Genomic DNA, 22,177 nt, shown 5'->3' on the forward strand with positions numbered 1-22,177 from the left:
ATAAAAAAAGACCCTATCCTGAGTCTCATTTAATCTGATATTTTTTCAGAATGGTCAATTTATTTTGAAAATTTCGTACTTCATTTGTTTAATTTAGCGCGCTGCTTAACAACTGGACTGATCATTTTTATTCCAATTCGATTTTTTATTTTAAAGCCTATCAAAAATTTAATGTGTGCGGTACAGAAAATTGCGGAAGGTGAATTGAGTCGGAGGGTAGAAACTAAAGGGCAGGATGCGATTCAAAAATTGGCACGAAGCATAAACATAATGGCTAACCGTATAGAAAAAATTGTTTTAAGTACCCAAGCGCTTTCTACAAATATTTCCCACGAAATCCGTACACCTTTGACCCAAATCAAAATTGCTTTGGGTATTCTTCAAAAGCAACTATACAATTATGATAATCCTGATGTTACGGATAAAATTGATTCTATTGATGAGGACATTCAGAAAATTGACATGCTGGTAGGTCGAATACTTGAATATGCCAAGCAGGATTTAATCGAATTTACCGAGATAAAGACTGCTGTTTGTTTGAAAGAAATTATTCTTACCGTTTTTAATGGACTCTCAATAGAGATTAACCATAAAGGTTTAAAAATTGATACCCAATGGGAGACGCTGAATACTTCGGTTTGGGCCAACCCGAATAGCATGCACCTCGCATTTTCCAACCTTATCTCCAATGCAATCAAATTCAGTCCTAATGGTGGAAGTGTGGAGCTATCCTTTTTGGATAATAACAAGCACCAGACAATAATTCGAATCACCAATACATGTCGCCCTTTGGCCTATGATAAATTCGAAAAAATTTTTCTGCCATTTTATAGAGGTACAAAAAATGGTACGGAAGGGACCGGACTTGGATTAGCAATCGTTCAGAAAATAATTAAGAATCATGAAGGAACTATAACCGCTCAAGAGTGGAAAAATAATGACCGGATATTGTTTGAAATAGTACTTCCTTCAATATCGTCCGGTCTGATTAAATAGTCCAAAGCTGAACTTCTCAATGCTCGGTTTTACCTTATATTCGGTGATAAAAAATCTGATGCTAAATCGTATTAGTGTCTGGTTTAGGCAGTATGGTCAAATCAAGGGTCAGGCTGATATCTTCGGACATCCTTTTTGCAGCCAACTCAGGATTTCTTGATCTTAACGCAGTGATGATTTTTTTATGGCGTTCATGGTTTTCCTTGATAAATTCAAAAGACTGGTAAGCACCTGCATACAGGATGCTCATCATTTCCATAATGGCCACAATCATGAGTTTGTTCAGGGAATTCCCACTGATTTGCACAATTTTAACGTGAATATCAGATGTCAATTACTTTGTCCGGACAGGATAATTGTCGCACAATACGTGAAATTTCAAATTGGTATCAAACATGATGGATGGATCTTTCATGGCATCCAGAAATTCCAGGTTGATCTTTTCAAACACTTCAATATCCTTATCTGTAATCTTTTCAGCCGCTTTTCTCACACAAAGATATTCAATGGCACCCCCTGGTTTCAAAAAAGTCATTTAATTATAGACTGCCGGCACTAAAAATATCAGCGATGGATTCCAGGAGAGGTTTGTGCAGATTATTGGCAACAAACCAGCCCCCTTTTGCTCCGGGTTTTACCTCATAAAAAAACCAGCACGTTCCAGGCTCCGGACAGCTTCCTGAATGACCACACGACTGACACCTATTGTCTCTGATAATGTTCGGTCCGGTGGTATTTTTTCTCCTTCTTTAATCTGTCGACTTCAGATCAATTTTTTGATCTGAAGAGTAATCTGATCCGGCAGTCGTTTTTTAACCGACTGTTTTAATGAAGAGAAAATTTCTTGATTCATAATAAGCCTTTCATATTCGGATCTCATCTGTTTACCGGCACAACGGACTAATTAACACAATGGACCGTCCATTGGTTTTCGATGAAGTATCCCCTCAAAATTTATTGTCAATAATTTTGTGCTGATAACGGCCTATTTGTTTTAGATTCAATCTTGATTAATTTTAAGTCACTGTTATGAGGATGGATATCCTTAATAAAGGTATGTTTTTTTATTTTGTATATATTTTAAAAAAACCTTGACAAAACAATAGTATTTTGGTCTATTCGGCTTATGGGCTATTGGATAGTCCATAAGAATTATTTATTTTAGAGGATTATAAAATGTCAACTTTTTTTGAATCATTTTCACAACACGGGGAATCATCTTTAAAGTGGCCGTATCCCATTAAATATGGGGAAGAAACCGAGCTGACAACGGACGTGCTTGTTTTGGGTGGCGGCCCTGCGGGATGTATGGCAGCAATCAGCGCTGCAAAAAGAGGTCTTAGCGTTATTGTGGCCGATAAATCTCACTCAAAAAGGGCTGGTGGGGGGTCCGGAGTGGATCACTGGGTCAACTGCCCCAACCCGGCATCTCCAGTTACGGCTGAAGAAGCTATTGAATGGGAAGTAAACTCCTATGGCGGCTATGCGAATGCCTTGTCAAGGTATATTGCGGCGCGCGAAAGCTACGATACTCTTCTGGAAATAGAAGAGATGGGAGGCAAAATCCGGGACCTGAATGACGAATTTAAAGGCGCTCCTTTTAGAGATGAAAAAACAAAGTTTTTATATGCCTATGATTATAAAAATAATATAACGATACGTATCTGGGGTACGACATTTAAACCGGCCATGTATAAACGATGTAAAAAACTCGGTGTTAAAATGTTGAACAGGTTGCTGGTTACAAGCCTGTTAACCGAAGATGGAAGGCAAGGGGAGCGAGTGGTCGGCGCAACCGGACTTAATACGCGTACCGGAGAGTTCTTTATCATGAAGGCTAAGGCAGTTATAAACTGCATGTCTTTTGCAGAAGGGAACTGGTTGTTTTCAAGCGAGCTTACCGGGCTGCCATATTTTCATCCAAATATCATCTGTGACGGGCCGGCAATCGCATGGAATGCAGGCGCTGAATTTACAATGATGGAAAAATCATCTCCCGCACCGGCACCCGGATATCAATTGCCGTCATATGGTTCCGGCAACCCAAAAAATACCTGGTATCCTGCGACGATGGTCGATGCCCAGGGGAAAATCATTCCATGGGTTGATGGTAAAGGCAATCCAATTAATGACGTGTCAGAAAGGACGCTTCCTGCCGAGGGCCAAAAATATTTTGGTGATCGATCCCTGCATCCCGACCATAGATATTCCCACCTGGTAGATGATCTGGAAACCCGTATTCGAAACGGTGAATACATGCTTCCGCTCTATGCAGACCTAACCGACATGCCTGACCACGAACGCCGTGTTATCTGGGGGATGATGGTCGGCGAAGAGGGGCGCACCAAGGTGCCTGTGTATGATACTTATACAGCTGCCGGATTCGATCCCAAAAAAGATCTGCTTCAAAGTTATTATATGCTTGGTGGTGAGCCCTTCCCGGGAATGTGGCAGCATGAAACCGTGCCTTATTTCAGAGGCCGTGGACCTTTTGCAAGTCCAGGAGGCTTGGTTACAGACTGGAACTTGCAGACAAATCTTGAGGGTCTGTTTGCGGCCGGCAATGCGCTATATGCCGGCAATTACTACTCCCATGCTGCAGCTACCGGTCGGTATGCCGGGAGGAAGGCTGCAGAATATGCCTTGACTTCCAGTGATTCAGTTATTGATCGTGATCAGGTTACTGCTGAAAAAAATCGAGTTTTAGCACCTGCCCAATTAAAATCAGGCATGGATTGGAAAGAATTGAGGGCAGGCCTGTGCCGGGTGATGCAGCAGTACTGCGGTGAAATTAAAAATGAAAATCTTCTGAATTTAGGGTTGATCTGGTTAAAAGATATCCGGGAGAATATCCTTCCCAATGTATATGCCCATAATCCTCATATGCTGGGACGGGTAATCGAGAGTTTCAACCTTCTGGATGGCAATGAGTTGATCATTAATTCCTGTCTGGCGCGCAGGGCAAGCAGTAAACATTTAGGATTTACACGCCAGGAATATCAAGAAATGGATCCTCCCGATTGGCATGCTTTTGTTACAACTTCTCAAAAGAATGGTCAGATAACATCTGATAAATTGTCGCTTGATTATTCAAATCCGATATCCTTGAACTATGAACGACATAATTCTGACTACAAGGGATACCTCAGCCATTGAAAAAAGGAGAAACAAATGAAATATTCAGCTTATGCCATGCCTAATCTGCCAACTCCCGGGAATTGCGTAACCATTAATCCGGATATTTGTACGGGATGCTGCCGTTGTGTTGAGGTCTGCATCATGGATGTTTTAATCCCAAATCCCGAAAAAAAAGGACCCCCTATAATATTGTATCCTGACGAATGCTACTATGACGGCTGTTGTGTTGAAGAATGTCGTGAATCAGGTGCGATTACCCTCAATCATCCGCTTATGCAGAGAGTCCGTTGGAAACGTAAAGATACTGGAGAACATTTTAGAGTATAGCAATTGTTATCTTTAATAAGTGGGCAATTTAAATCGATAAATATTGTGCCAAACCTTTTATCATTATTCAATTTAAAGGATGGATATGTCAGTCACTAAAGCGAAAATGGTTGATCTTTTAATCATCGGCCTAACATTTTTTCTGGTCATTTTCCAAATGATCTCATCCCAGGTTTATCTGTTATCCACCATCCCTTATCTAAATCTCCATATTGCCTTTTGTATTCTTATTACCATTATCCACCATTACAAATCCCAAAAGGAAAAGGCAGGGCAGATTTGGTCTATAATCGTTTCTATCATTTGTATCGTTGTTTTCGGTTATGTCCAGATATTTTGGGAAGATATACAATTGAGAGCATACTTCAACAGCAACCTGGATCTATGCATGGGGATATTACTTATATTCCTGGCGCTTGAATCCACACGTATGGGACTTGGATCATTCTTACCCATTATTTCCATTATTTTTATTCTATATGGTTTTGTAGGTGAGTATTTGCCTGAACCCTTAACGTGCCAGTCCATGATTTTTTCTCAGGCCATCGCGAATTTGTCGGTCGGTTTTGAAGGAGGCGTTTATGCCTTTTTACATATTTCAGCCAATTTTTTATTTCTATTCATTCTATTCGGTGGTGTTTTGAACGCAACCGGTGCAAGCAAACTGTTTATCATGTTAGGGCGTTTGGTAATGAACAAGGTCAGAGGAGGTGCTGCTATGATGGCCGTGATTGCCAGCGCCGGTGTTGGTTCTATCACAGGCAGTGCTGCCGCAAATGTCGCCGTAACAGGGCCAATAACAATTCCTTTAATGAAAAAAACCGGCTTCAAACCACATGAAGCAGGTGGTGTTGAAGCCGCAGCTTCCAACGGCGGCCAAATAATGCCACCGATTATGGGGATGGTTGCTTTTGCCATGTCTGGACTGACCGGAATTCCTTATCTGCAAATAGTGACCATGGCCATATTACCATCAGTTTTATACTTTTTCACACTGGGCCTCTATGTCTATTTTGTTGCATGTAAAAGAAATCTCACCGTTGCCGATGAAGAACCCGAGGAAACTATGGAAAGTAAAGAATGGATGTTTGCAACATTCAATTTTTTATCCCCCATTATCGTAATCATCACGCTGCTATTGATGGGCTACTCCATTAATTTCGTTGGATTTTGGGCGATTGTAACAGTCCTTATTGTTTCATTAATACGAGGTAAAACTCGCCCTAGTTTAAGTGCCTTTGTCGATGGATTTGTTAAAGGTACACAATCCGCCGCAGCGATTGGTGCATCAACAGCATGTGTGGGTCTCATCTTGAGCACATTAAACATGAGTGGTATCGGCGTTAAATTCGTTCTGGGGATCGTTGCCTGGAGTCATGGCATATTAATCGTTGCACTTTTATTAATATTTGTTGTTTCCGTCATTTTGGGAATGGGGGGTGCATCTATCACCGCATATATTATGGTGGCTGTCTTTACTGTTCCTGCCTTGATGAAAATGGGGGTTACGTTCGAGCAAGGGCATTTTTTCGCTATGTTTGTGGCGGTATTTGCATTTTTAACACCACCGATAGCCATTGTGTCACTCATTGCAGCAAAAGTGGCCAATGCCAATTATATTAAAACAGCCATAGAGTCAACCAAGGCTGCCATGGGTGGATTTTTATTGCCTTTTCTTTTTATCTATTGTCCTTTGTTATTATTACAGCCCCAAAATCTTTTCATTGAGAGTTTTGGATTGGTTGCATGCGTTGTTTTGTTGATCTGTTTTGAATCTTCAATGATTGGATACTTTTTAGAATGCAGCACGCCGATGGAACGGATTGCTCAAGTTCTTAGCGGTTTGTCAATGGCACTTTTTATAACTACATCAACGTTTGTTTTTTTTATTCTTGGAACTATTTTATTTATTGGTGTAACACTGATTCAAATTAGAAAAAAGCGTCTATTTAATTACAAACCAATAGAAGAAGGTTAAAGAATGAAGAGTTTTGAAAATTTTTTAGTTCCACCGAAAAAAGAGACACTTTCTGCCAATATTGCAGCTCAACTAAAAAACATTATTTTAAAGCAGAAGCTGAAAAAGGGGGATAAACTTCCAACGGAACGGGCCCTTGCTGAAAATCTTCAAGTGAGTAGAGTCGTCATTAAACAGTCCCTTTTATCGCTTGAGCAATCCGGCTTTATCGAAATAAAACCAGGTCCAAAGGGGGGGTCATTTGTAAAAAAAGATTTTACAAAACCGATAAAAATATTTTTTCAGGACATTAATCTTAACAATGATGTCTCCATTGATGATTTTAAAGAACTTCGCAATATACTTGAATCTGCCGTAGCCCGTTCAGCAGCGGGAAAAGCCAGTCCAGCTGACGTTGAAATCCTCACGGCCATTAACGAATCATTCATTGAAGAAAAGAACAAACAGCTGCATGGTGAAATTAATAACAAATTTCATCTTGAAATTGCAAAAATAGCAGGAAATCCGATCATAACCAATCTATTGAAATCATTACTGGAACTTTTTTTCTATTATCCAGGCACCTCGGTTTCATCGTCGTTTTTAAAGGTAGCATATCAGGATCATATTGAACTTATTGAGGCTCTTGCTCAGCATGACCCTGATCGTGCCGAAAAAAAGATTTATAAAAATATCGTTCGGCAGAATGGTCGGGTCAAATAATTTAACAGTATAGGAAGTTGCATTTAGCTGTTAGCTTTTAGGTTTTTAGCGAACAGCTAATGCTAAAAGCTCGCGCGATAGCGCGCTAAGTTCACGATTTAATCAATAAGTTTCTATTTTTTACAGCAATTGCTTTTGATATTTTGACCAGTCTTTTTTATACACCAACATTAAACAGGAGGGTAAAATGATGAAAAAAAAATTATGTTTAAGAGTAACGCTGTTCGTGATTACGTTGGGCCTTGTTGCATTTTGCGGTATAAGTTCTTCACATGCAGACCAAAAAAATCCATACAGCATTGAAATTTCAGCACTATGGCCAGGCACTTCAATGTATACCAATGCCGTCTTTTGGGCCAAAGAAATCAATGAAAGCGACATTGGAATCAAAGCGATTGCCCGTGAAGGAAAAGGGCCGAATGTCGATATGAAAACATTGGCAAAATATGAAAAGAAACGCGGGCATTTGATTTTCTTTGGTGTTGAGGATTCTTGGTGGGGAGCTCAGCAAGGTTGGAAAGGATGGGAGACTTTTACTAAAGATTATGATTTCAAAAGGCTACGCCATCTTTGCATGATCGGTTTTACCACAGACGCCATGCTGGCAGCTGATCCAAAAATCAAAACAATGTATGACATGGACGGCAAAACGTTTGTCCCGGCAACAGTAGGATTGTTGAATGCCAAGGCACAAGGCTTTATTGGAACATTTAATGAAGCGGGTATTAAACCTGTTTTCAAACCGTTGGGAGTCGCACCAATGATCGGATCTCTGCGCGATGGTCTCATTGATGTGATTCATGGTGGCATCAGCTTGGTTGGCCCTAACCAGTTTAAACCGTCCGGTTATTTGAACGAACTTTTCGCTGTAAAACAAATTAACCTGGTATCATTAGACCCGGAAAAAGCATACGCTATGAAAAAAAAGACAGGCCATCCAGGAACCTTAGTTAAGTTCCCTTCTGGTGCTATCACTACGACACAAACTGAAGTTGGATATGGTTTGGGTAAGGCAATAACCTGGATGTGTGATGTGTCAGTTCCAGATGAAATCGTGACAAAAATGTTGACTGTCTACTACAAGAATATAAATAAATTTAAAGAAATCAGTATAGGCGGAATGATCCTTAATGAAAAGACTATGGCTGCAATTGGGGTTTCTGAGGAACGATTCCATCCTGCTGCTTTGAAATTCTATAAAGAAACGAATGTTCCGATTAAATCACTACAAGATTTGGGATATTTAGATAAATAACCCTAAAAAATGAAGTCAGGCCTAAATGAACTTTTCATCTGGACATTGAAGTCTGACTTCATCTCCGTGACGGGTATCAGCGAAAAGAGCCCCGGATATGGACGAATGCTGTGGCGGTTTTCACTATTGCTAGAATACCCATTTGATAAGGGAATCCACCAGTGTAATAAGGACAGCGGCAACAACAGTGGTAAAAATAGTGTTGATTTCAAAATCGTCGATTAATTTGTCTGTCAGCCAGAGCAAAAAAGCATTGATCACGAATTTAAACAAGCCGAAGGTAATAATCATAAAGGGCAGGGTTAAAAAGATCAACAGCCATCCGGCTAAAAAATTGATCACGGAATACACCATTGCCACCCATATGGCTGTCATGAAATTTTTAATTTTTATTCCCGGCAAAAAATTGGATACCAGAAACACGGCAACGCTGAGGATCAGAATATTAACAATTATCATTTTATCTCCAGATAATTAGAGTGAACGTGTCATTCTTTTTACTATAGACGGCAGGAAAAAGAAAGCGATGATGTTCAAGGTCACCCCGGCCTATTTGAACAGCACACCAGGGAGCCAGGTGGCCAGTTGGGGAAATCCCAGCACCAGTCCCAGACCGACGATCTGGATCAGGACAAAGGGGATGATGCCCCTGTAAATTTCGGCCGTGGTGACCTCGGGCGGACACACGCCTTTAAGGTAAAACAGGGCAAAGCCAAAAGGGGGTGTCAGAAAAGAGGTCTGGAAATTGATGGCAATCAAAATGCAGAACCACAACGGATTAATTCCCAGGTCCGCAACGATGGGGGCTAAGATCGGGATCACGATGAACGTGATTTCGATAAAATCAAGAAAAAAGCCCAGAATGAAAAGAATCCCCATCACCAGGAGCAGTACCCCCCAGGTGCCGCCCCCCACACCCAGGAGAAAGCCCCGGAGGACTTCGTCCCCGCCCAGGCCCCGGAACACCAGACCGAAAGCGGTGGCGCCGAGCAGGATGATAAAGGCCATTGAGGTAAACCCTGTGGTGGTCCGCATCACTTCCCGGAGAACAGTAAGGGTCATTCTACCGCGCAGGAGGGTCAATACGGCAGCGCCGGCGGCTCCCACCGCTGCGGCTTCGGTGGGTGAGGCAATGCCAAAGAAGATGGAGCCCAGCACTGCCATGATCAATCCCCCAGGAGGCAGCAGGGATTTCACCACCTGCAGGAACAATTGTTTTGTACCGGTTTTGGCCATTTCCGCATCGCTCATGCCTGGCGCCACGCCTGGCCGTGCCAGCGGATAGAGCAGGACGAACAGGATATAGAGGGTTGTCAGCAGCAGGCCGGGGATCAGGGCACCCATGAACAGTTCTCCAACGGAAACGCCCATGATATCCCCGAGAATAACCAGGGCGATACTGGGGGGAATGATCTGTCCCAGGGTGCTGGCGGCACAGATGGTTCCGACTGCCAGTTCATGCTGGTACCCCCTTTTCAGCATCAGGGGAAGTGAGATCACCCCCATGGTCACCACTGTGGCACCCATGATGCCGGTGGAAGCGGCCAGGAGCGCACCCACCACCACTACTGAGGTCGCCATTCCCCCCCGTAATTTTCCGAACAGGGCGGTCATGGTGTCCAGCAGGTCTTCGGCCAGGCCGGACCGGTCCAGCAGGACGCCCATGAAAATGAAAAGAGGCACGGCCACCAGGGTGGAACTGGTCATGCGGCCCCAGATGCGCATGGGCAGGAGGGTGAAAAAATCGATGCCCAGACCGCCGAGCATCCCGAAGATCAGTGCGGTTCCCCCCAGGGTGAACGCCACTGGATAACCGAACATGATGAAGACGCCCAGGGCGCCGAACATTAAAAAAGGAAGGAGTTCTGTCATGACTGTTTCCCGTGGGTCGTGAGGATTTTAAGATTTTTTGCAAACATGGAAACGCCCTGGAGCGCAATCATAAAGAAGGTCACCGGAATGGTGGTTTTGAGTAAAAACCGGCCGGGAAGGCCACCGGGGTCCGAGGACCCTTCCCACATGGCCCAGGAATCCATGACATAGGGAATGGATGCCCAGATGACCACCGCGCAGAAGGGGAACAAAAACAGCAGTGTGCCCAAAAGATCGACAACCGCCTGCATTCGGGGGGAAAACCGGTTATACAGCAGATCCACGCGCACGTGACCGCCCCGCAGCAGGGTCCACCCGCTGGCCAGCATGAAGTTGGCAGCGAACAGGTGCCATTCTGCTTCCTGTATCCAGACAGATCCTGCTTTGAACACATACCGCATCAAGATGTCATAAATGGTGATGAGCACCAGCATTAGCGTCATCCAGGATACGGCCCTGCCCAATCTCCGATTGAGGGTGTCAATCCAGTCAATCATTTTCCCCGGTCTCCTTTATCACAATGGTGTGATTTGACGTCCAGCCTCCCGGGAAAAGAGGGCCCTTTTCCCGGGAGGCGGATCATAGAAATATTCGGTTAGAGGTTATAGGCTCTTATGTAGGCCCATTCCGAGGCTTCCATCCAGTAGTTGAAATCGACCTGGAATTTTTGGGCCGAATCATACACGGCCTTGAATTTATCGTTTTTGGCGCTTTCTTCGGCCATCATCTCATTGGTGATCTTGTGGAGTTCCCGAATGACGTCATCAGGAAACGGGAGAAGCTTGACACCCTTTTCATCCACCATCTTCCGCAGAAATTGCCCGTTCTGGGCATCTGCCCTGGCCAGGGTCCAGGACACGCTTTCCGCACAGGCCATGTCCACGATGGCCTTGAGGTCATCGGGCAGTTCGGCCCAGGCGGTTGTGTTCACCACCAGGGGGACCGTTGTGGCGGGTTCGTGCCAGGCCGGGTAATAACAATACTTGGCTGCCTGATAGAGTCCCAGTCGGTAGTCGTACAGGGGAGTCACCCATTCGGTGGCGTCGATTACGCCCCGTTCCAGGGCGGTATACACTTCTGAACCGGGAAGGTTCACCACATTGACCCCGGCCCGGGCCATGACTTTGCCGGCCAGACCCGGGATTCTCATTTTCAGGCCCTTGAGGTCGGCCAGGGAATTGATTTCTTTGCGGAACCAGCCCCCCATCTGGGTGCCGGTGGAGAGCATCATGATCGGGTGCAGGTTGTGGGGTTTGTAGATTTCCCTGAAAAGTTCCATCCCTCCCCCCTCTAAGAGCCAGGCCATTTTTCCCCGGTGGGGCATACCAAACGGATAGTCTGAATAGAACTGGGACTCGGGAACTTTGCCGGCATAATAGTAGGGCGCAGTGGAACCGCATTGCACCACCTTGCCCTGGCTCACGGCATCGAATACCTGCAGGGGGGGAACCAGTTCACCGCCGGCAAAGACCTGTATCTTGAGACGGCCCCCGGACATTCTATCGATATTTTCTGACAGACGGTGGCAGCTGTCTTGAAGGATGGGGAATTTCGGTGGCCAGCTGGTCACCATTTTCCACTTGATTGGTTTTTCTTTTGCCACGGCCAGGGGTGCAGCAATGATTCCCGTGGCAGCGGTGGCAGCGACCCCTAAACCCACTTTGCTGATAAACTCTCTTCGTTTCATGATGGTCCTCCTTTTTCGATTCCGCTTTGTGTTCTATTATTTGTTGCCACATCACACATAATGTGCTCATTGAATTGCCATAAAAGCAAGGAAGAGGTCAAGGGGAATTTGTGATGGCGGACCCATCATGACACATCGGTGAAGGGGGTGACAGGGGTGACTTAATCTGCAGATACCAGGGCGGAAACAAGGATAAGGAGAGTGAAGAAAAGGGCCATGATATTTTTATACGGAAATTGAAGCGTCCGGTTCAGGGGGAAAAAAACAATCCCGGAAAAAAGCCCGCAAAGAAAACCAAAGACATGGGCCCAGACATCGGTGCGCTCTCCCTGGCTGAACATGGCCACCAGGACGGCACCGGCACACAGGGGCACCAGCGTGTCTAAACGAAACGGTTTCCCTTTCCGGGTTACCTGGTAGGCTGCAAGAAGACCGGCTGCGCCCATGACGGATGTGGACGCACCAATGGAAAGATGGGCCGTTTGATAGAAATGGGCATTGATCAGATTGCCAAGGGTGCCGGTGAACAACAGCATCAATGGCCCCAGGCCGAATCCTGAAAGGGAAATGACGGGGGCACCGAAAATGAGCAGGCCGGCCATATTTCCCAAAAGATGCCGGGCATCCGAATGGAGCAGCAGGGCGGTAATCGCCCTGTAGGTCTCCCCCTGGAGGATAAACAGGGCGGATGCCCCATATTTCAATATCATGTCCTCGTGGAGGTGATAATAGTGGCAGGCTGCATGGATCAAGCAGAGAAATCCCATGATCACAAACGCCGGGGGGGAGTTAAAAGAGGATAGGGGAAATTCCTGCAGTTGTCGCCGTAACCTGAAAAATTTATTTTCTGTGTAATAGGTTTTGACCATGGAGAGGGCTTTTGTTTTGTCATCCGCCGGTACCCGGATATGAAAGACATTGCTTTCTCGTTCAACATGGGTTTCAATGTTTTGAGAGGTTAAAATCAGGATGATTAAATCTGCTTTTTTGTCAGGAAGATCCGTAAATATTGTTATAAAATCCTTGGTCACAGGTTAATGGGCCTTGATCTTTTGGGGCAATGATTTTAATACAATAAAAAAGCGAGTCAGCATTTCTAATATATATAGGATTACCAGGGGAAAATAAACATGCAAATACTAAGATTTGAAAGTGATGACAATGCCGTTTACACCGGCTGTGACTTTGATAAGGGCAGTGCATCCGTGATTGAGGGAGATATTTATTCTGATTTTTCCAATACCGGGCGCCGAAAACCGGTTAAACGATTTTTACCGCCCATATCCCCCCGGGTTATTTTCTGCATCGGGTTGAATTATAACCTGCATGCAAAGGAGACCGGGATGGCATTGCCGAAATATCCGGTGGTGTTCATGAAGAATATCAGTGCGGCCACGGGCCACCTTGAAGATGTCCGGATTCCGGCCTCGTGTGTAAAGATTCCGGAAGTGGATTATGAGGCTGAGCTTGCCGTGGTCATCGGGAAGACGGCCAGGAACGTTCCTGTGGAAAAGGCCCTTGACCATGTCCTGGGCTATACCTGTGCCAATGATATTTCCGCCAGAAGATGGCAGAAGCATGCCGGGGGACAGCAATGGATAAAGGGGAAAAGCTTTGATACCTTCTGTCCTGTGGGGCCATGGATTGTGACACCGGATGAGCTGGATGACCCCGGGAACCTTGACATTGAATGTGTGTTAAATGGTCACACCATGCAGACGAGCAATACCAGCGACATGATTTTTTCCGTGGGCCAGATTATTTCCTATTTGTCTGAGTCAGCCACCCTGGTACCGGGTACCCTCATCTTAACAGGAACCCCCAGTGGGGTGGGATTTGCCCGGAAGCCGCCCGTCTATCTAAGCCCGGGGGATGTGCTGGAAACCAGAATTGAGAAAATCGGTGGGTTGAAAAATAACATAACGCTTGAGAAAGACTAAATAGTGCCTGACCGAAAACTGCCCGGAAAGAGAGGCTATCCTTCCGGGCGGTTATCGAGTGAATCTGATCAGTGTTTAATTGTTGTACCGGCCACAGCCCTGTCCTGGCGCTTTCCCGGATTGTTGTCCCTGTCCAGGCCCTTGTCCCTGGCCGCCTCTGCATTTGCCCTTGCCGGACCATTTGCCATGACCTTTGCCAAATCCCATGCCCATGTTCAGTTCCGGGGCGATCTTTTTTGCAGCCAGTTGAAGGTCGATCTGTTTGGCTCTCATCTGCTTTTGCAGGTCGGTAAGTTCATCGGACAAGTCTAACAGTTTTGTTCTGTCCGGATTAGAGGTTTCCATGAGCATTTTTATTTCCTGATGCTTTTGGAACATTTCAGATCTCACCGGGTAGGTGTCATCGATGAATTTTTGGTGAAGCGCCTTTATTTCATCCCTCTGTTCCTGGGACAGGTCGTTTAAGGCATCCTGACCCCCGTATCTCTGACAGTTTTGATTAAACCCTGAACCCGCTCCCCGGTTTCCCTTGCACGGTCCTCCCCAGGCAAATACGCTTCCGGCTACCAGTGCTACCAACAATAGTGAACTCATGATAATGATTGATTTTTTCATCATACCCTCCAATGTTATGGTTTGGTGTTAATGGATCGTTTTGATCACGTGTTGAAATAGAATATAGCAAAGGGCATGCCAGAAGAAAAATTAATTTTCAAGACACTGAAATTTTAAGGTATATTTGAAATTTTTCCCCATAAGGCCATTGTATTGAATTTGAGATAGTGTATACTTATTACCCAGGACAAGGTATCCAGGTGGATATAAAATACCCATGATTCGGATGCCTGGAAATCAATGACCCCTTAAAACACCGGCATTTCTTCCATGGTCTTGTTTTTGCTTGTCTGCTATAAAGGTCAGGCTAACCCGATAAAATGATGGATGATAAGAAAAACGATTCCCTGTATTAGAAAGAGGTCATAAAAAGAAAATGAAAAAGCAGTCTTTCCCATTTGTTTCCCCTTGGTTAATGGTGGGTATTTTATTGATCCTGCTGCCGATCTTCACCCTCATGACCCTGGACCGGCTTGAACGGCAAAAAGAATTTTCCACTCAACGACTTCTGGAAAAAGGAATTTCCCTGATCAGAACCTTTGAGGCAGGCACCCGGACCGGAATGTTCACCATGAAATGGGGCGCCCAGCGAATCCAGACCATGCTCATGGAAACCGCGTTTCAACCGGAAGTCGTCTATATGATGATTACCACTAAGGATGGCCGGATTCTGGCCCACTCGGATGCCGCCAGGGTGGGCCAGATCTTTGATGCCATGCCCGGGACGGCACAGACAACGGAAGATCCCGCCATTGTATATCACAGGGTTCGGCAGCAAACAGACGATGAACAAGTCTTTGAGGTGTTTAAACGGTTTGTTCCGGTCCGTTCCAAATCCATGCGCCGGCATATGCGGCGGCATGAGATGTCCAGACACCTGTTAGAGACCCTGCCGGACCCCCAGAATGCCCCTGAAAATATCCGGGACTGGTGCCGGCCCTATCTCCAGGATCAGGGAGAGGCCCTGCCGGATATGACCGAACATTATCTGTTTGCCGGGCTTTCCATGGAGAGAGAAACCTTTGCCCGGGACAGGCTGTTAAAGGAGACGGTCTGGCGAGGCATTGTCTTTTTTCTGCTGGGATGTGCCGGAATGGTGGCTTTGTTCGCGTTTCAGGCATACCGGTCTGCCCGGGCATCCTTGACCAGTGTAAAAGCATTTTCCGATAATGTGATCCAGAATATGCCCTCGGGACTGGTGACCATGGATGCGGATCATAAGATCACATCCGTGAACCAGGCGGCAAAAGATATTTTCGGCGGGGCCGTGACCCAGCCATTCCCGCAATGGATTGAATTGATCACTGAAATGAGCGCTTCCCAGGAGATTGTCAACCGGGAGATCAACCTGGTTATTGATCCGGACCATAAAATTCGACTGGATATCACCGCCTCCCTGATCAAGGACAGTGAAAACCAAACCATGGGATTTTTATTTCTTTTCCGGGATCTGACCCAGATACGGGAGTTGAAAAAACAGGTGGAAACAAATAAACGGCTTGCCGCCATTGGAAAACTGGCCGCCGGGGTTGCCCATGAAATCAGGAACCCGTTGAGTTCCATCAAAGGGTTTGCCACCTATTTCCGCAAGCGATATGAAGACAATGCCACTGACACGGAAACCGCCCAGATCATGATCCAGGAAGTGGAACGGATCAACCGGTCCATTACCCAGTTGCTGGAATTTGCAAAACCCATGGTCGTTGAAAAAAAACAGGTGGATATCAAGGATGTGATCCATCATTCCCTGAGGCTGGTTGACCATGATCTGGTTCACAAGAAAATAAACACAACGGTCGCGATTGATACAAAAAAAGCCGTCATTCAAACGGATGGCGACCGCATGAACCAGGTGCTGTTGAACCTGTATATCAACGCCATAGAAGCGTTGGACCCCGGAGGGAAGCTGGACATCCGGGTGCAGGATGCCGTGGAAGAGGGGGAGATTGAAATACGGGTCATGGACAATGGCATGGGCATTGATGATGACACCATTGACCTGATCTTTGATCCGTATTTTACCACCCGGGCCACTGGCACGGGACTGGGCCTTTCCATTGTTCACCGGATCATTGAAAACCTTAAGGGCCGTATCCGTGTGGAAAGTACAAAAGGCCGCGGCACCTGTTTTATTATCAATTTGCCGGTTTTATAAGGGGATAAACGATATATGAAAAAGATACTTGTGGTGGACGATGACGGCGCCCATGCCATGATGCTCAGAACCTTGATGACAGATTGGGGATATGAGGTCCATCTGGCCGATGACGGGATCACCGGCGTGGAAATGGTAAAAGACCAGTCCTTTGATATGATTCTGATGGACATGAAAATGGTGCGGATGTCGGGCATGGAAGCCCTGCAGCACATCAAAGCCTATAATCCGTCCCTTCCGGTGATCATCATGACGGCTTATTCATCGGTTCAAACGGCGGTAAACGCGTTGAAGATCGGTGCCTATGATTACCTGACCAAACCCCTGGATTTCGATAAGCTGAAATTGACCATTGAACGGATATTTGAAAGTCTGTATTTGAAAACAGAAAACAGGGATTTGAAAACCCGGTTAAAGGCCCAGTCATTTGCCCATGATATCATCGGGACGAGTCCGGCCATTCTTACTTTGCTGGATACCATCCATATGGTGGCCCCCACGGATGCCAACGTCCTGGTGGTGGGCGAATCCGGAACGGGCAAGGAACTGGTGTCATCTGCCATTCATTTTAATTCTCTGAGAAAAGATCAGGCCTTTGTCAGAATCAATTGCGCTGCCATCACAGAGACCCTGCTGGAGTCAGAGCTGTTTGGTCATGAAAAAGGGGCCTTTACCGGTGCGGACAGGAGAAGAAAAGGGAAATTTTTACTGGCGGACAAGGGCAGTATCCTGTTGGACGAGATCGGTGAAATGAGTCTTTCCATGCAGGCCAAGCTGTTGCGGGTGATCCAGGAGAAAGAAATCACCCCTGTGGGAAGCGACGAAAATATTCATACAGATGTCCGGATTATTGCAGCCACCAATAAAGATTTGAAAAAATTGTCGGAACAGAAACGCTTTCGCCAGGATTTATATTACCGCTTGAATGTTGTGAGCATTGAAATTCCCCCCCTGAGGGCACGGAAAGAAGATATTCCCACCCTTGCCCTGCATTTTTTAGAAACGTTTTCAAAAAAAAACAAACGGGATATCAAAGGGTTTTCCCCGGATGCCATGGATGCCATGATCCGGTATGAATGGAACGGCAATGTCCGGGAGTTGATGAATTGTGTGGAACGGGGGGTGGTGCTGGCCCGGTCTGACTTTATCTGCCGGGAAGACCTGTCGGTCATCACCACACCGCAAGGAGATGACAAAGACTTGGGAACAGGCTTTGGCAATATCCGTCTCGCCCAGATAGAAGAAAAAGCCATTCTTTCCACCCTTGACGCTTCAGATGGTAACAAGAGTGAAGCCGCCAGACGGCTGGGTATCACCCGGAAAACGCTGTTGAAGAAATTAAAACAATATGGGAAAAGTTGATTCAACGCCAAACAATGATTTAAAATCTTTCCGTCAGCTTGTTGATCAGAAAACTACTTTCCCGCATGGCCTGTTCGCTGAATGGACCGAACCACTGGGCGATATGGTCGAACTTTTCAATAAACAAAGATTTGTCATTGTTTTCCAGCATCTCAAGATGCTGATGCATGGAAGCAATATAGGCCTTTAAAAGGTGGCGCCGCTCCTCGGTGGCAAAGATAATTTCAGAATAGAGAGATGCATCCTGGGCAAAAAGTCTGCCCACCATCCCCAGTTCCAGACGGTAAATCGGACTGGAAAATTCAAGGGTCCGGTCAAGATGGGTATGTCGTTCATATAAAAACTGCCCGAAACAAAAGGTCGCAAAATGGCGCAGCGCCTGGACAATTTCCATGATGTCGTCATGTTCCCGGGCGCTGGATTGAACAATAACAGCCCCCCAGAGGGTGAACTGCTCCACCAGCCACTGGCACTGGTCTGAATCTCTTCCCGGGGTAACCACAATGATTTGTTTGTCCAGGGAGCCTGAGGTGGGTCCAAATATGGGGTGAAGACCTGTGACCGGTCCGGGATGGGAATTCAGCATCTTTTCCAGGGGCCCGGCCTTGATACTGGTCAGGTCCGCAAGAAGGGTCCGGGGGTCCAGAAAGGGCGCAATCTGTTCAATGGTTGTTTGGGTTTTTTCAATGGGAACTGAAATCAGACAAAGGTCAATACCGCTGCACAGCTGTTTTGCATGGTTCCAATCCTGTCTCCCAAGGATCCTGACCTCATAACCGGATTTGCGAAACAGGGATGCAAAAAAATGTCCCATCTGGCCGGCGCCTCCGATGATCAGTATTTTGGCCCCTGTCCGGATGCCTTTGTGGGCCATCTGGCCGGTCTGAACTACCCGGGACTGCCTTAAAATCACCCGGTAAAGATCTTCCATGAAATCCGGGTCAAGATGAGCGTTTTGGGCCTGTATTCTCAATTTTGAGATCAGGTCTTCTTCCCTGGCAGGATGATATACCGGGATATGGTATTTTTTTTTCAGGGTGACCACTTGTTCAACCTGGGCCTGGCGCTGGGTCAGCAGAGACAGGATTTGGGAATCAATGTGATCAATTTTGTTTCGTAATGGAAGGATTTCTTTGTTAAACGTATGATGGTCTGTTTCCATAGTGTCGCTTTCCTAAACCGTTAGTCCCAAGGCAGCATGAAATATCACTAAATACGGACAATTTCAAGAGCCATCAACAATGTTCATTCAGGTATCTGCCTGATAATAAACTATAAATTTAGATAAATAAATAAATAAAAAACAGGCCAGATGCCTTGTTAAATCATGTTAAATGGTTTATAGCCAGTTTTTATTTAACGGCTCAACTTTCGGTCTTCAGCTTTAATGGCTGTTATGGCGGTTGACAAATGGATTCAACCCGAATGAGGATAGTGAGACAGTGTCATTACCGCTTCAATTTGATTTAAAGGTATGGCTTGGGTGCCTGTGTATTTTCGGCTCTGCGTTTTTCTTTTACCTGGCCACAGTGATTATCAAATGGTCCCAGATCAAAGGGCTGCAGATAGATCCGGCGTTTTTCGTGTTTGCCAGGTTTTTGTTGGGGTTTATGAGCGTCTTGATCCTGATGGCCATCACAAAGAAAAAGCTCAAGGTGAAAAAGAAACGGTATCTCATCGGCAGGACGGTGGGCAATTGTGTTGCCGTATATTGTTTTTTCAAGGGCGTGGAAGTCACCTCCGTGGCCCAGGCCAATATTTTAAACATGACGTATCCGTTGTTTATCACCCTGTTTTCATGGATTTTTTTAAAAGAACAGCGGGATGCCATTGCCGTCATTATTGTTATCCTGGCATTTACAGGGGTCTGGCTGATTCTGGCACCGGAAAAGATGAGCTTTCATCTAAACTCTTTATGGGCACTGGCATCGGGTATCAGTGCTGCCATTGCCATCATGTACCTTAATCTTTCACGGCGGGTGCATGATACCGAGACCACCCTGTTTTTTCTGTTTGGCCTGGGGTTGGTGATCATCTCCATCGTGTTTTTTAACAAGATCCATATTCCTCAATGGATTGAATTGAAATACCTGGTTTATTGTTCATTGGTGTCCATTGCCGGCCAATACCTGATTACCCTGGGATTTAAATATGTGACTGCCATTGAAGGGGGGATCATCTCTTCAACGCGAATCCTGCTGGCAGCCGTGTTAGGCCCGTTTATTGCCATGGACCCGGTCCTGTCGGTATCGGGTTGGACCGGGGCATTCCTGATTTTTGCCGGCAATGTGTATTTGACCGTCAGAAAGACCAGACAATAGACATAAGTTACTGCTGACCCTTCTTTTACAGATTTTTTACATCTTCTTTACCCCTTTATGACACATGGAAACATAAGGCCATGTAAAGTGGATGTGTAAAGCAGATCTTTGTATTGCTGTTTTACATAAAAATTGATTGACTCAATACTAAAGGAGAAGGGCCATGACACGATCAACATCGTATTATCAAAGGATAGGGACGTTTTTTTCAATAGGAATCATTTTTGCTTTGACGGCCGGCACTGCCGGGGCACAAATTGAACACAATAAAGTCATCTGCAGGGTAGAAACAGACAGGGCTGTCCTTTTGGCAGGTGATGCCCAGAATATCGTGCTCAAGATAACCCTGGATGCCCCGACCCCGCCGCTGCATCGTAAACGGCCCCCAGTCAATCTTGCCCTGGTCCTGGATCAATCCGGTTCCATGAAGGGTTTCAAGATTGAACAGGCAAAGGCGGCGGCTATTGAAGCCTTAGCCCGGCTTGGGGAGCAGGATGTTTTTTCTGTGGTGGTCTATGATACCAATGTCCACACCATTGTACCGGCTCAAAATGCCAGGGACATCCAGGGGATTATCCACACCCTTCAGCAGATTCGTGCCAACGGCAGTACCGCCCTTTTCGGCGGCGTCAGCCAGGGCGCTTCAGAAATCAGGAAATTTCTTGAAAATGATTATGTTCACCGCATTGTCCTCCTGTCGGATGGTCTTGCCAATATCGGCCCCCGCATGCCGGAAGATCTGGGGCGACTTGGCGCCGCGTTGATGAAAGAAAATATTTCTGTCACCACCGTGGGGGTGGGGACCCGGTACAAGGACAGGGAATTGTTGGAAGAAGCGGATGAACTGGAAGCCCAGGCCGATAAAATTGAAGATCAGTGCCGTGCTTCGCAGATCCAGAAAAAAAGAACCGGTAACGTCTGTTCCCGCCCACCCGAAGCTTATCACCACTGTCCATGGCGTGGGGTATCGATATGAACCCTGATTGAAAGGATCTCCTTCAGGATGTGGGAACAAATTTAACCCGAACTTGCTTTTAACGGTTAAATTCAGTTGTCAAATGCAGGAGTGATATAATATGGTAAACTTTTTTAAGCGACCTAAATTGAAAAAAGGATTTTGTTAAATGGATGATATTCATGCGATAGAGACCGGGCTTGAAGAAGTTTTCAGTATTAAAATTGTAGTGGGTAAACCCATTTTCATCGGCCAGGATGAAAATGTCGGCAGAAGACAATTGATTAAAATTATATCCGGTGAAGTCATGGGGAAGGGCTTTACTGGAAGCGTTTTGCCCGGTGGTGTTGACAGCCAGATTATTCGCCCGGATGGCAAATGTGAACTTTCTGCAAGATATGCCATACAATTAGATGACGGCGCCGCCATTTATATTGAAAATACGGGTATCCGGACCGTACCACCTGAATACGTGGAAGATGTGAAAGCGGGTAATTTTATTGATCCTGGCCTGTATTATTTCCGGGCTGTTCCAACCTTTGAAGTATATGATGAAAAATATAAATGGTTGATGAATCACATGTTTGTCTGTTATGCCACCCGACTGCCGGACACTGTATTGCTCACATTTTATAAAATTCAATAAATGAAGCATTTGGTAAAGTTGCCGAGAGCGCTGGAAAAGTCGGCAGTCTGATTGCTGAAATTTCAGAAGCATCAAAGGAACAAACCAATGGTATTGATCAGGTAAGGCACAAAGCCATTAATAAACCGACCATTTTAAAAAAAAAGTTCTAAAAGCAGAATCAGCTATAGACAGCGCAACTCGCAACATATATGATCATCATGAAAAATACTAATGAAAGGATTTTTT

21 protein-coding genes are annotated in these 22,177 nt (G+C 45.6%); 11 read left to right on the forward strand and 10 right to left on the reverse strand.

Features of this window, described 5'->3' with window-relative positions:
* Positions 1–84 precede the first annotated feature (84 nt).
* Positions 85–996 carry a HAMP domain-containing sensor histidine kinase gene (locus Q1Q15_RS23760; protein ID WP_300465142.1) on the forward strand — a complete coding sequence of 304 codons (912 nt, stop codon included), beginning with the start codon at positions 85–87 and terminating at the stop codon, positions 994–996.
* 61 nt (positions 997–1,057) lie between these two features.
* On the opposite strand, the gene Q1Q15_RS23765 is transcribed toward Q1Q15_RS23760, so the two are convergent.
* The 3 genes from Q1Q15_RS23765 to Q1Q15_RS25615 form a co-directional block, all read right to left on the reverse strand.
* Positions 1,058–1,330, reverse strand: coding sequence for an FCD domain-containing protein (locus Q1Q15_RS23765; protein WP_300465143.1), 273 nt, complete (start codon positions 1,328–1,330; stop codon positions 1,058–1,060).
* Positions 1,331–1,531 (reverse strand): hypothetical protein, encoded by a 201-nt coding sequence (locus tag Q1Q15_RS23770; protein ID WP_300465144.1) that lies wholly within the window; start codon positions 1,529–1,531, stop codon positions 1,331–1,333.
* 99 nt (positions 1,532–1,630) lie between these two features.
* A complete protein-coding gene (locus Q1Q15_RS25615; protein ID WP_363321042.1) occupies positions 1,631–1,750 on the reverse strand; it encodes a GntR family transcriptional regulator in 120 nt (39 codons plus the stop codon).
* 422 nt (positions 1,751–2,172) lie between these two features.
* Here Q1Q15_RS25615 and Q1Q15_RS23775 point away from each other — a divergent pair, with 422 nt between their 5' ends.
* From Q1Q15_RS23775 to Q1Q15_RS23790, 4 genes are all read left to right on the forward strand, one after another.
* Positions 2,173–4,152 carry an FAD-binding protein gene (locus Q1Q15_RS23775; RefSeq protein WP_300465145.1) on the forward strand — a complete coding sequence of 660 codons (1,980 nt, stop codon included), beginning with the start codon at positions 2,173–2,175 and terminating at the stop codon, positions 4,150–4,152.
* A gap of 394 nt (positions 4,153–4,546) precedes the next feature.
* Complete coding sequence (locus Q1Q15_RS23780) at positions 4,547–6,439, forward strand: TRAP transporter fused permease subunit (protein ID WP_300465146.1); 1,893 nt, start codon at positions 4,547–4,549, stop codon at positions 6,437–6,439.
* 3 nt (positions 6,440–6,442) lie between these two features.
* Positions 6,443–7,141 (forward strand): FCD domain-containing protein, encoded by a 699-nt coding sequence (locus tag Q1Q15_RS23785; RefSeq protein ID WP_300465147.1) that lies wholly within the window; start codon positions 6,443–6,445, stop codon positions 7,139–7,141.
* Positions 7,142–7,328: 187 nt separating this feature from the next.
* On the forward strand, positions 7,329–8,396 hold the full coding sequence (locus Q1Q15_RS23790) for a TAXI family TRAP transporter solute-binding subunit (RefSeq protein ID WP_300465148.1): 1,068 nt from the start codon (positions 7,329–7,331) through the stop codon (positions 8,394–8,396).
* A 129-nt stretch (positions 8,397–8,525) separates the two neighbouring features.
* On the opposite strand, the gene Q1Q15_RS23795 is transcribed toward Q1Q15_RS23790, so the two are convergent.
* The 5 genes from Q1Q15_RS23795 to Q1Q15_RS23815 all read right to left on the reverse strand — a co-directional run bounded on the left by Q1Q15_RS23795 (position 8,526) and on the right by Q1Q15_RS23815 (position 12,986).
* Positions 8,526–8,855, reverse strand: coding sequence for a phage holin family protein (locus Q1Q15_RS23795; protein ID WP_363321041.1), 330 nt, complete (start codon positions 8,853–8,855; stop codon positions 8,526–8,528).
* A 90-nt stretch (positions 8,856–8,945) separates the two neighbouring features.
* Positions 8,946–10,268, reverse strand: coding sequence for a TRAP transporter large permease subunit (locus Q1Q15_RS23800; RefSeq protein ID WP_300465149.1), 1,323 nt, complete (start codon positions 10,266–10,268; stop codon positions 8,946–8,948).
* Positions 10,265–10,765 (reverse strand): TRAP transporter small permease subunit, encoded by a 501-nt coding sequence (locus Q1Q15_RS23805; protein WP_300465150.1) that lies wholly within the window; start codon positions 10,763–10,765, stop codon positions 10,265–10,267. The genes Q1Q15_RS23800 and Q1Q15_RS23805 overlap by 4 nt, the downstream gene beginning before the upstream one ends.
* A 98-nt stretch (positions 10,766–10,863) precedes the next feature.
* Entirely contained in the window at positions 10,864–11,955 is a 1,092-nt protein-coding gene (locus tag Q1Q15_RS23810) for a TRAP transporter substrate-binding protein (RefSeq protein ID WP_300465151.1), read from the reverse strand.
* A 161-nt stretch (positions 11,956–12,116) separates the two neighbouring features.
* Positions 12,117–12,986 carry a rhomboid family intramembrane serine protease gene (locus tag Q1Q15_RS23815; RefSeq protein WP_300465152.1) on the reverse strand — a complete coding sequence of 290 codons (870 nt, stop codon included), beginning with the start codon at positions 12,984–12,986 and terminating at the stop codon, positions 12,117–12,119.
* 99 nt (positions 12,987–13,085) lie between these two features.
* Between Q1Q15_RS23815 and Q1Q15_RS23820 the strand changes: the two genes are divergently transcribed.
* Positions 13,086–13,895: a fumarylacetoacetate hydrolase family protein gene (locus tag Q1Q15_RS23820; protein WP_300465153.1), complete on the forward strand. Its 810-nt coding sequence runs from the start codon at positions 13,086–13,088 to the stop codon at positions 13,893–13,895.
* Between the two features lie 75 nt (positions 13,896–13,970).
* Here the strand turns inward: Q1Q15_RS23820 and Q1Q15_RS23825 are convergent, their stop codons facing one another.
* Positions 13,971–14,513: a periplasmic heavy metal sensor gene (locus tag Q1Q15_RS23825; RefSeq protein WP_300465154.1), complete on the reverse strand. Its 543-nt coding sequence runs from the start codon at positions 14,511–14,513 to the stop codon at positions 13,971–13,973.
* 373 nt (positions 14,514–14,886) lie between these two features.
* Between Q1Q15_RS23825 and Q1Q15_RS23830 the strand changes: the two genes are divergently transcribed.
* Entirely contained in the window at positions 14,887–16,665 is a 1,779-nt protein-coding gene (locus tag Q1Q15_RS23830; RefSeq protein WP_300465155.1) for an ATP-binding protein, read from the forward strand.
* A gap of 15 nt (positions 16,666–16,680) precedes the next feature.
* Complete coding sequence (locus Q1Q15_RS23835) at positions 16,681–18,027, forward strand: sigma-54 dependent transcriptional regulator (RefSeq protein ID WP_300465156.1); 1,347 nt, start codon at positions 16,681–16,683, stop codon at positions 18,025–18,027.
* A 19-nt stretch (positions 18,028–18,046) separates the two neighbouring features.
* Here the strand turns inward: Q1Q15_RS23835 and tyrA are convergent, their stop codons facing one another.
* Positions 18,047–19,189 carry a bifunctional chorismate mutase/prephenate dehydrogenase gene (gene tyrA, locus Q1Q15_RS23840; protein ID WP_300465157.1) on the reverse strand — a complete coding sequence of 381 codons (1,143 nt, stop codon included), beginning with the start codon at positions 19,187–19,189 and terminating at the stop codon, positions 18,047–18,049.
* A 280-nt stretch (positions 19,190–19,469) separates the two neighbouring features.
* Between tyrA and Q1Q15_RS23845 the strand changes: the two genes are divergently transcribed.
* The 3 genes from Q1Q15_RS23845 to Q1Q15_RS23855 all read left to right on the forward strand — a co-directional run bounded on the left by Q1Q15_RS23845 (position 19,470) and on the right by Q1Q15_RS23855 (position 21,949).
* Positions 19,470–20,348 carry a DMT family transporter gene (locus tag Q1Q15_RS23845; protein WP_300465158.1) on the forward strand — a complete coding sequence of 293 codons (879 nt, stop codon included), beginning with the start codon at positions 19,470–19,472 and terminating at the stop codon, positions 20,346–20,348.
* A gap of 163 nt (positions 20,349–20,511) precedes the next feature.
* Positions 20,512–21,324 (forward strand): VWA domain-containing protein, encoded by an 813-nt coding sequence (locus Q1Q15_RS23850; protein WP_300465159.1) that lies wholly within the window; start codon positions 20,512–20,514, stop codon positions 21,322–21,324.
* 148 nt (positions 21,325–21,472) lie between these two features.
* Positions 21,473–21,949: a DUF3237 domain-containing protein gene (locus Q1Q15_RS23855; RefSeq protein WP_300465160.1), complete on the forward strand. Its 477-nt coding sequence runs from the start codon at positions 21,473–21,475 to the stop codon at positions 21,947–21,949.
* The last annotated feature ends 228 nt before the right edge of the window (positions 21,950–22,177 follow it).

Source organism: Desulfobacula sp., from assembly GCF_030145145.1.
Taxonomy (GTDB): Bacteria; Desulfobacterota; Desulfobacteria; order Desulfobacterales; family Desulfobacteraceae; genus Desulfobacula.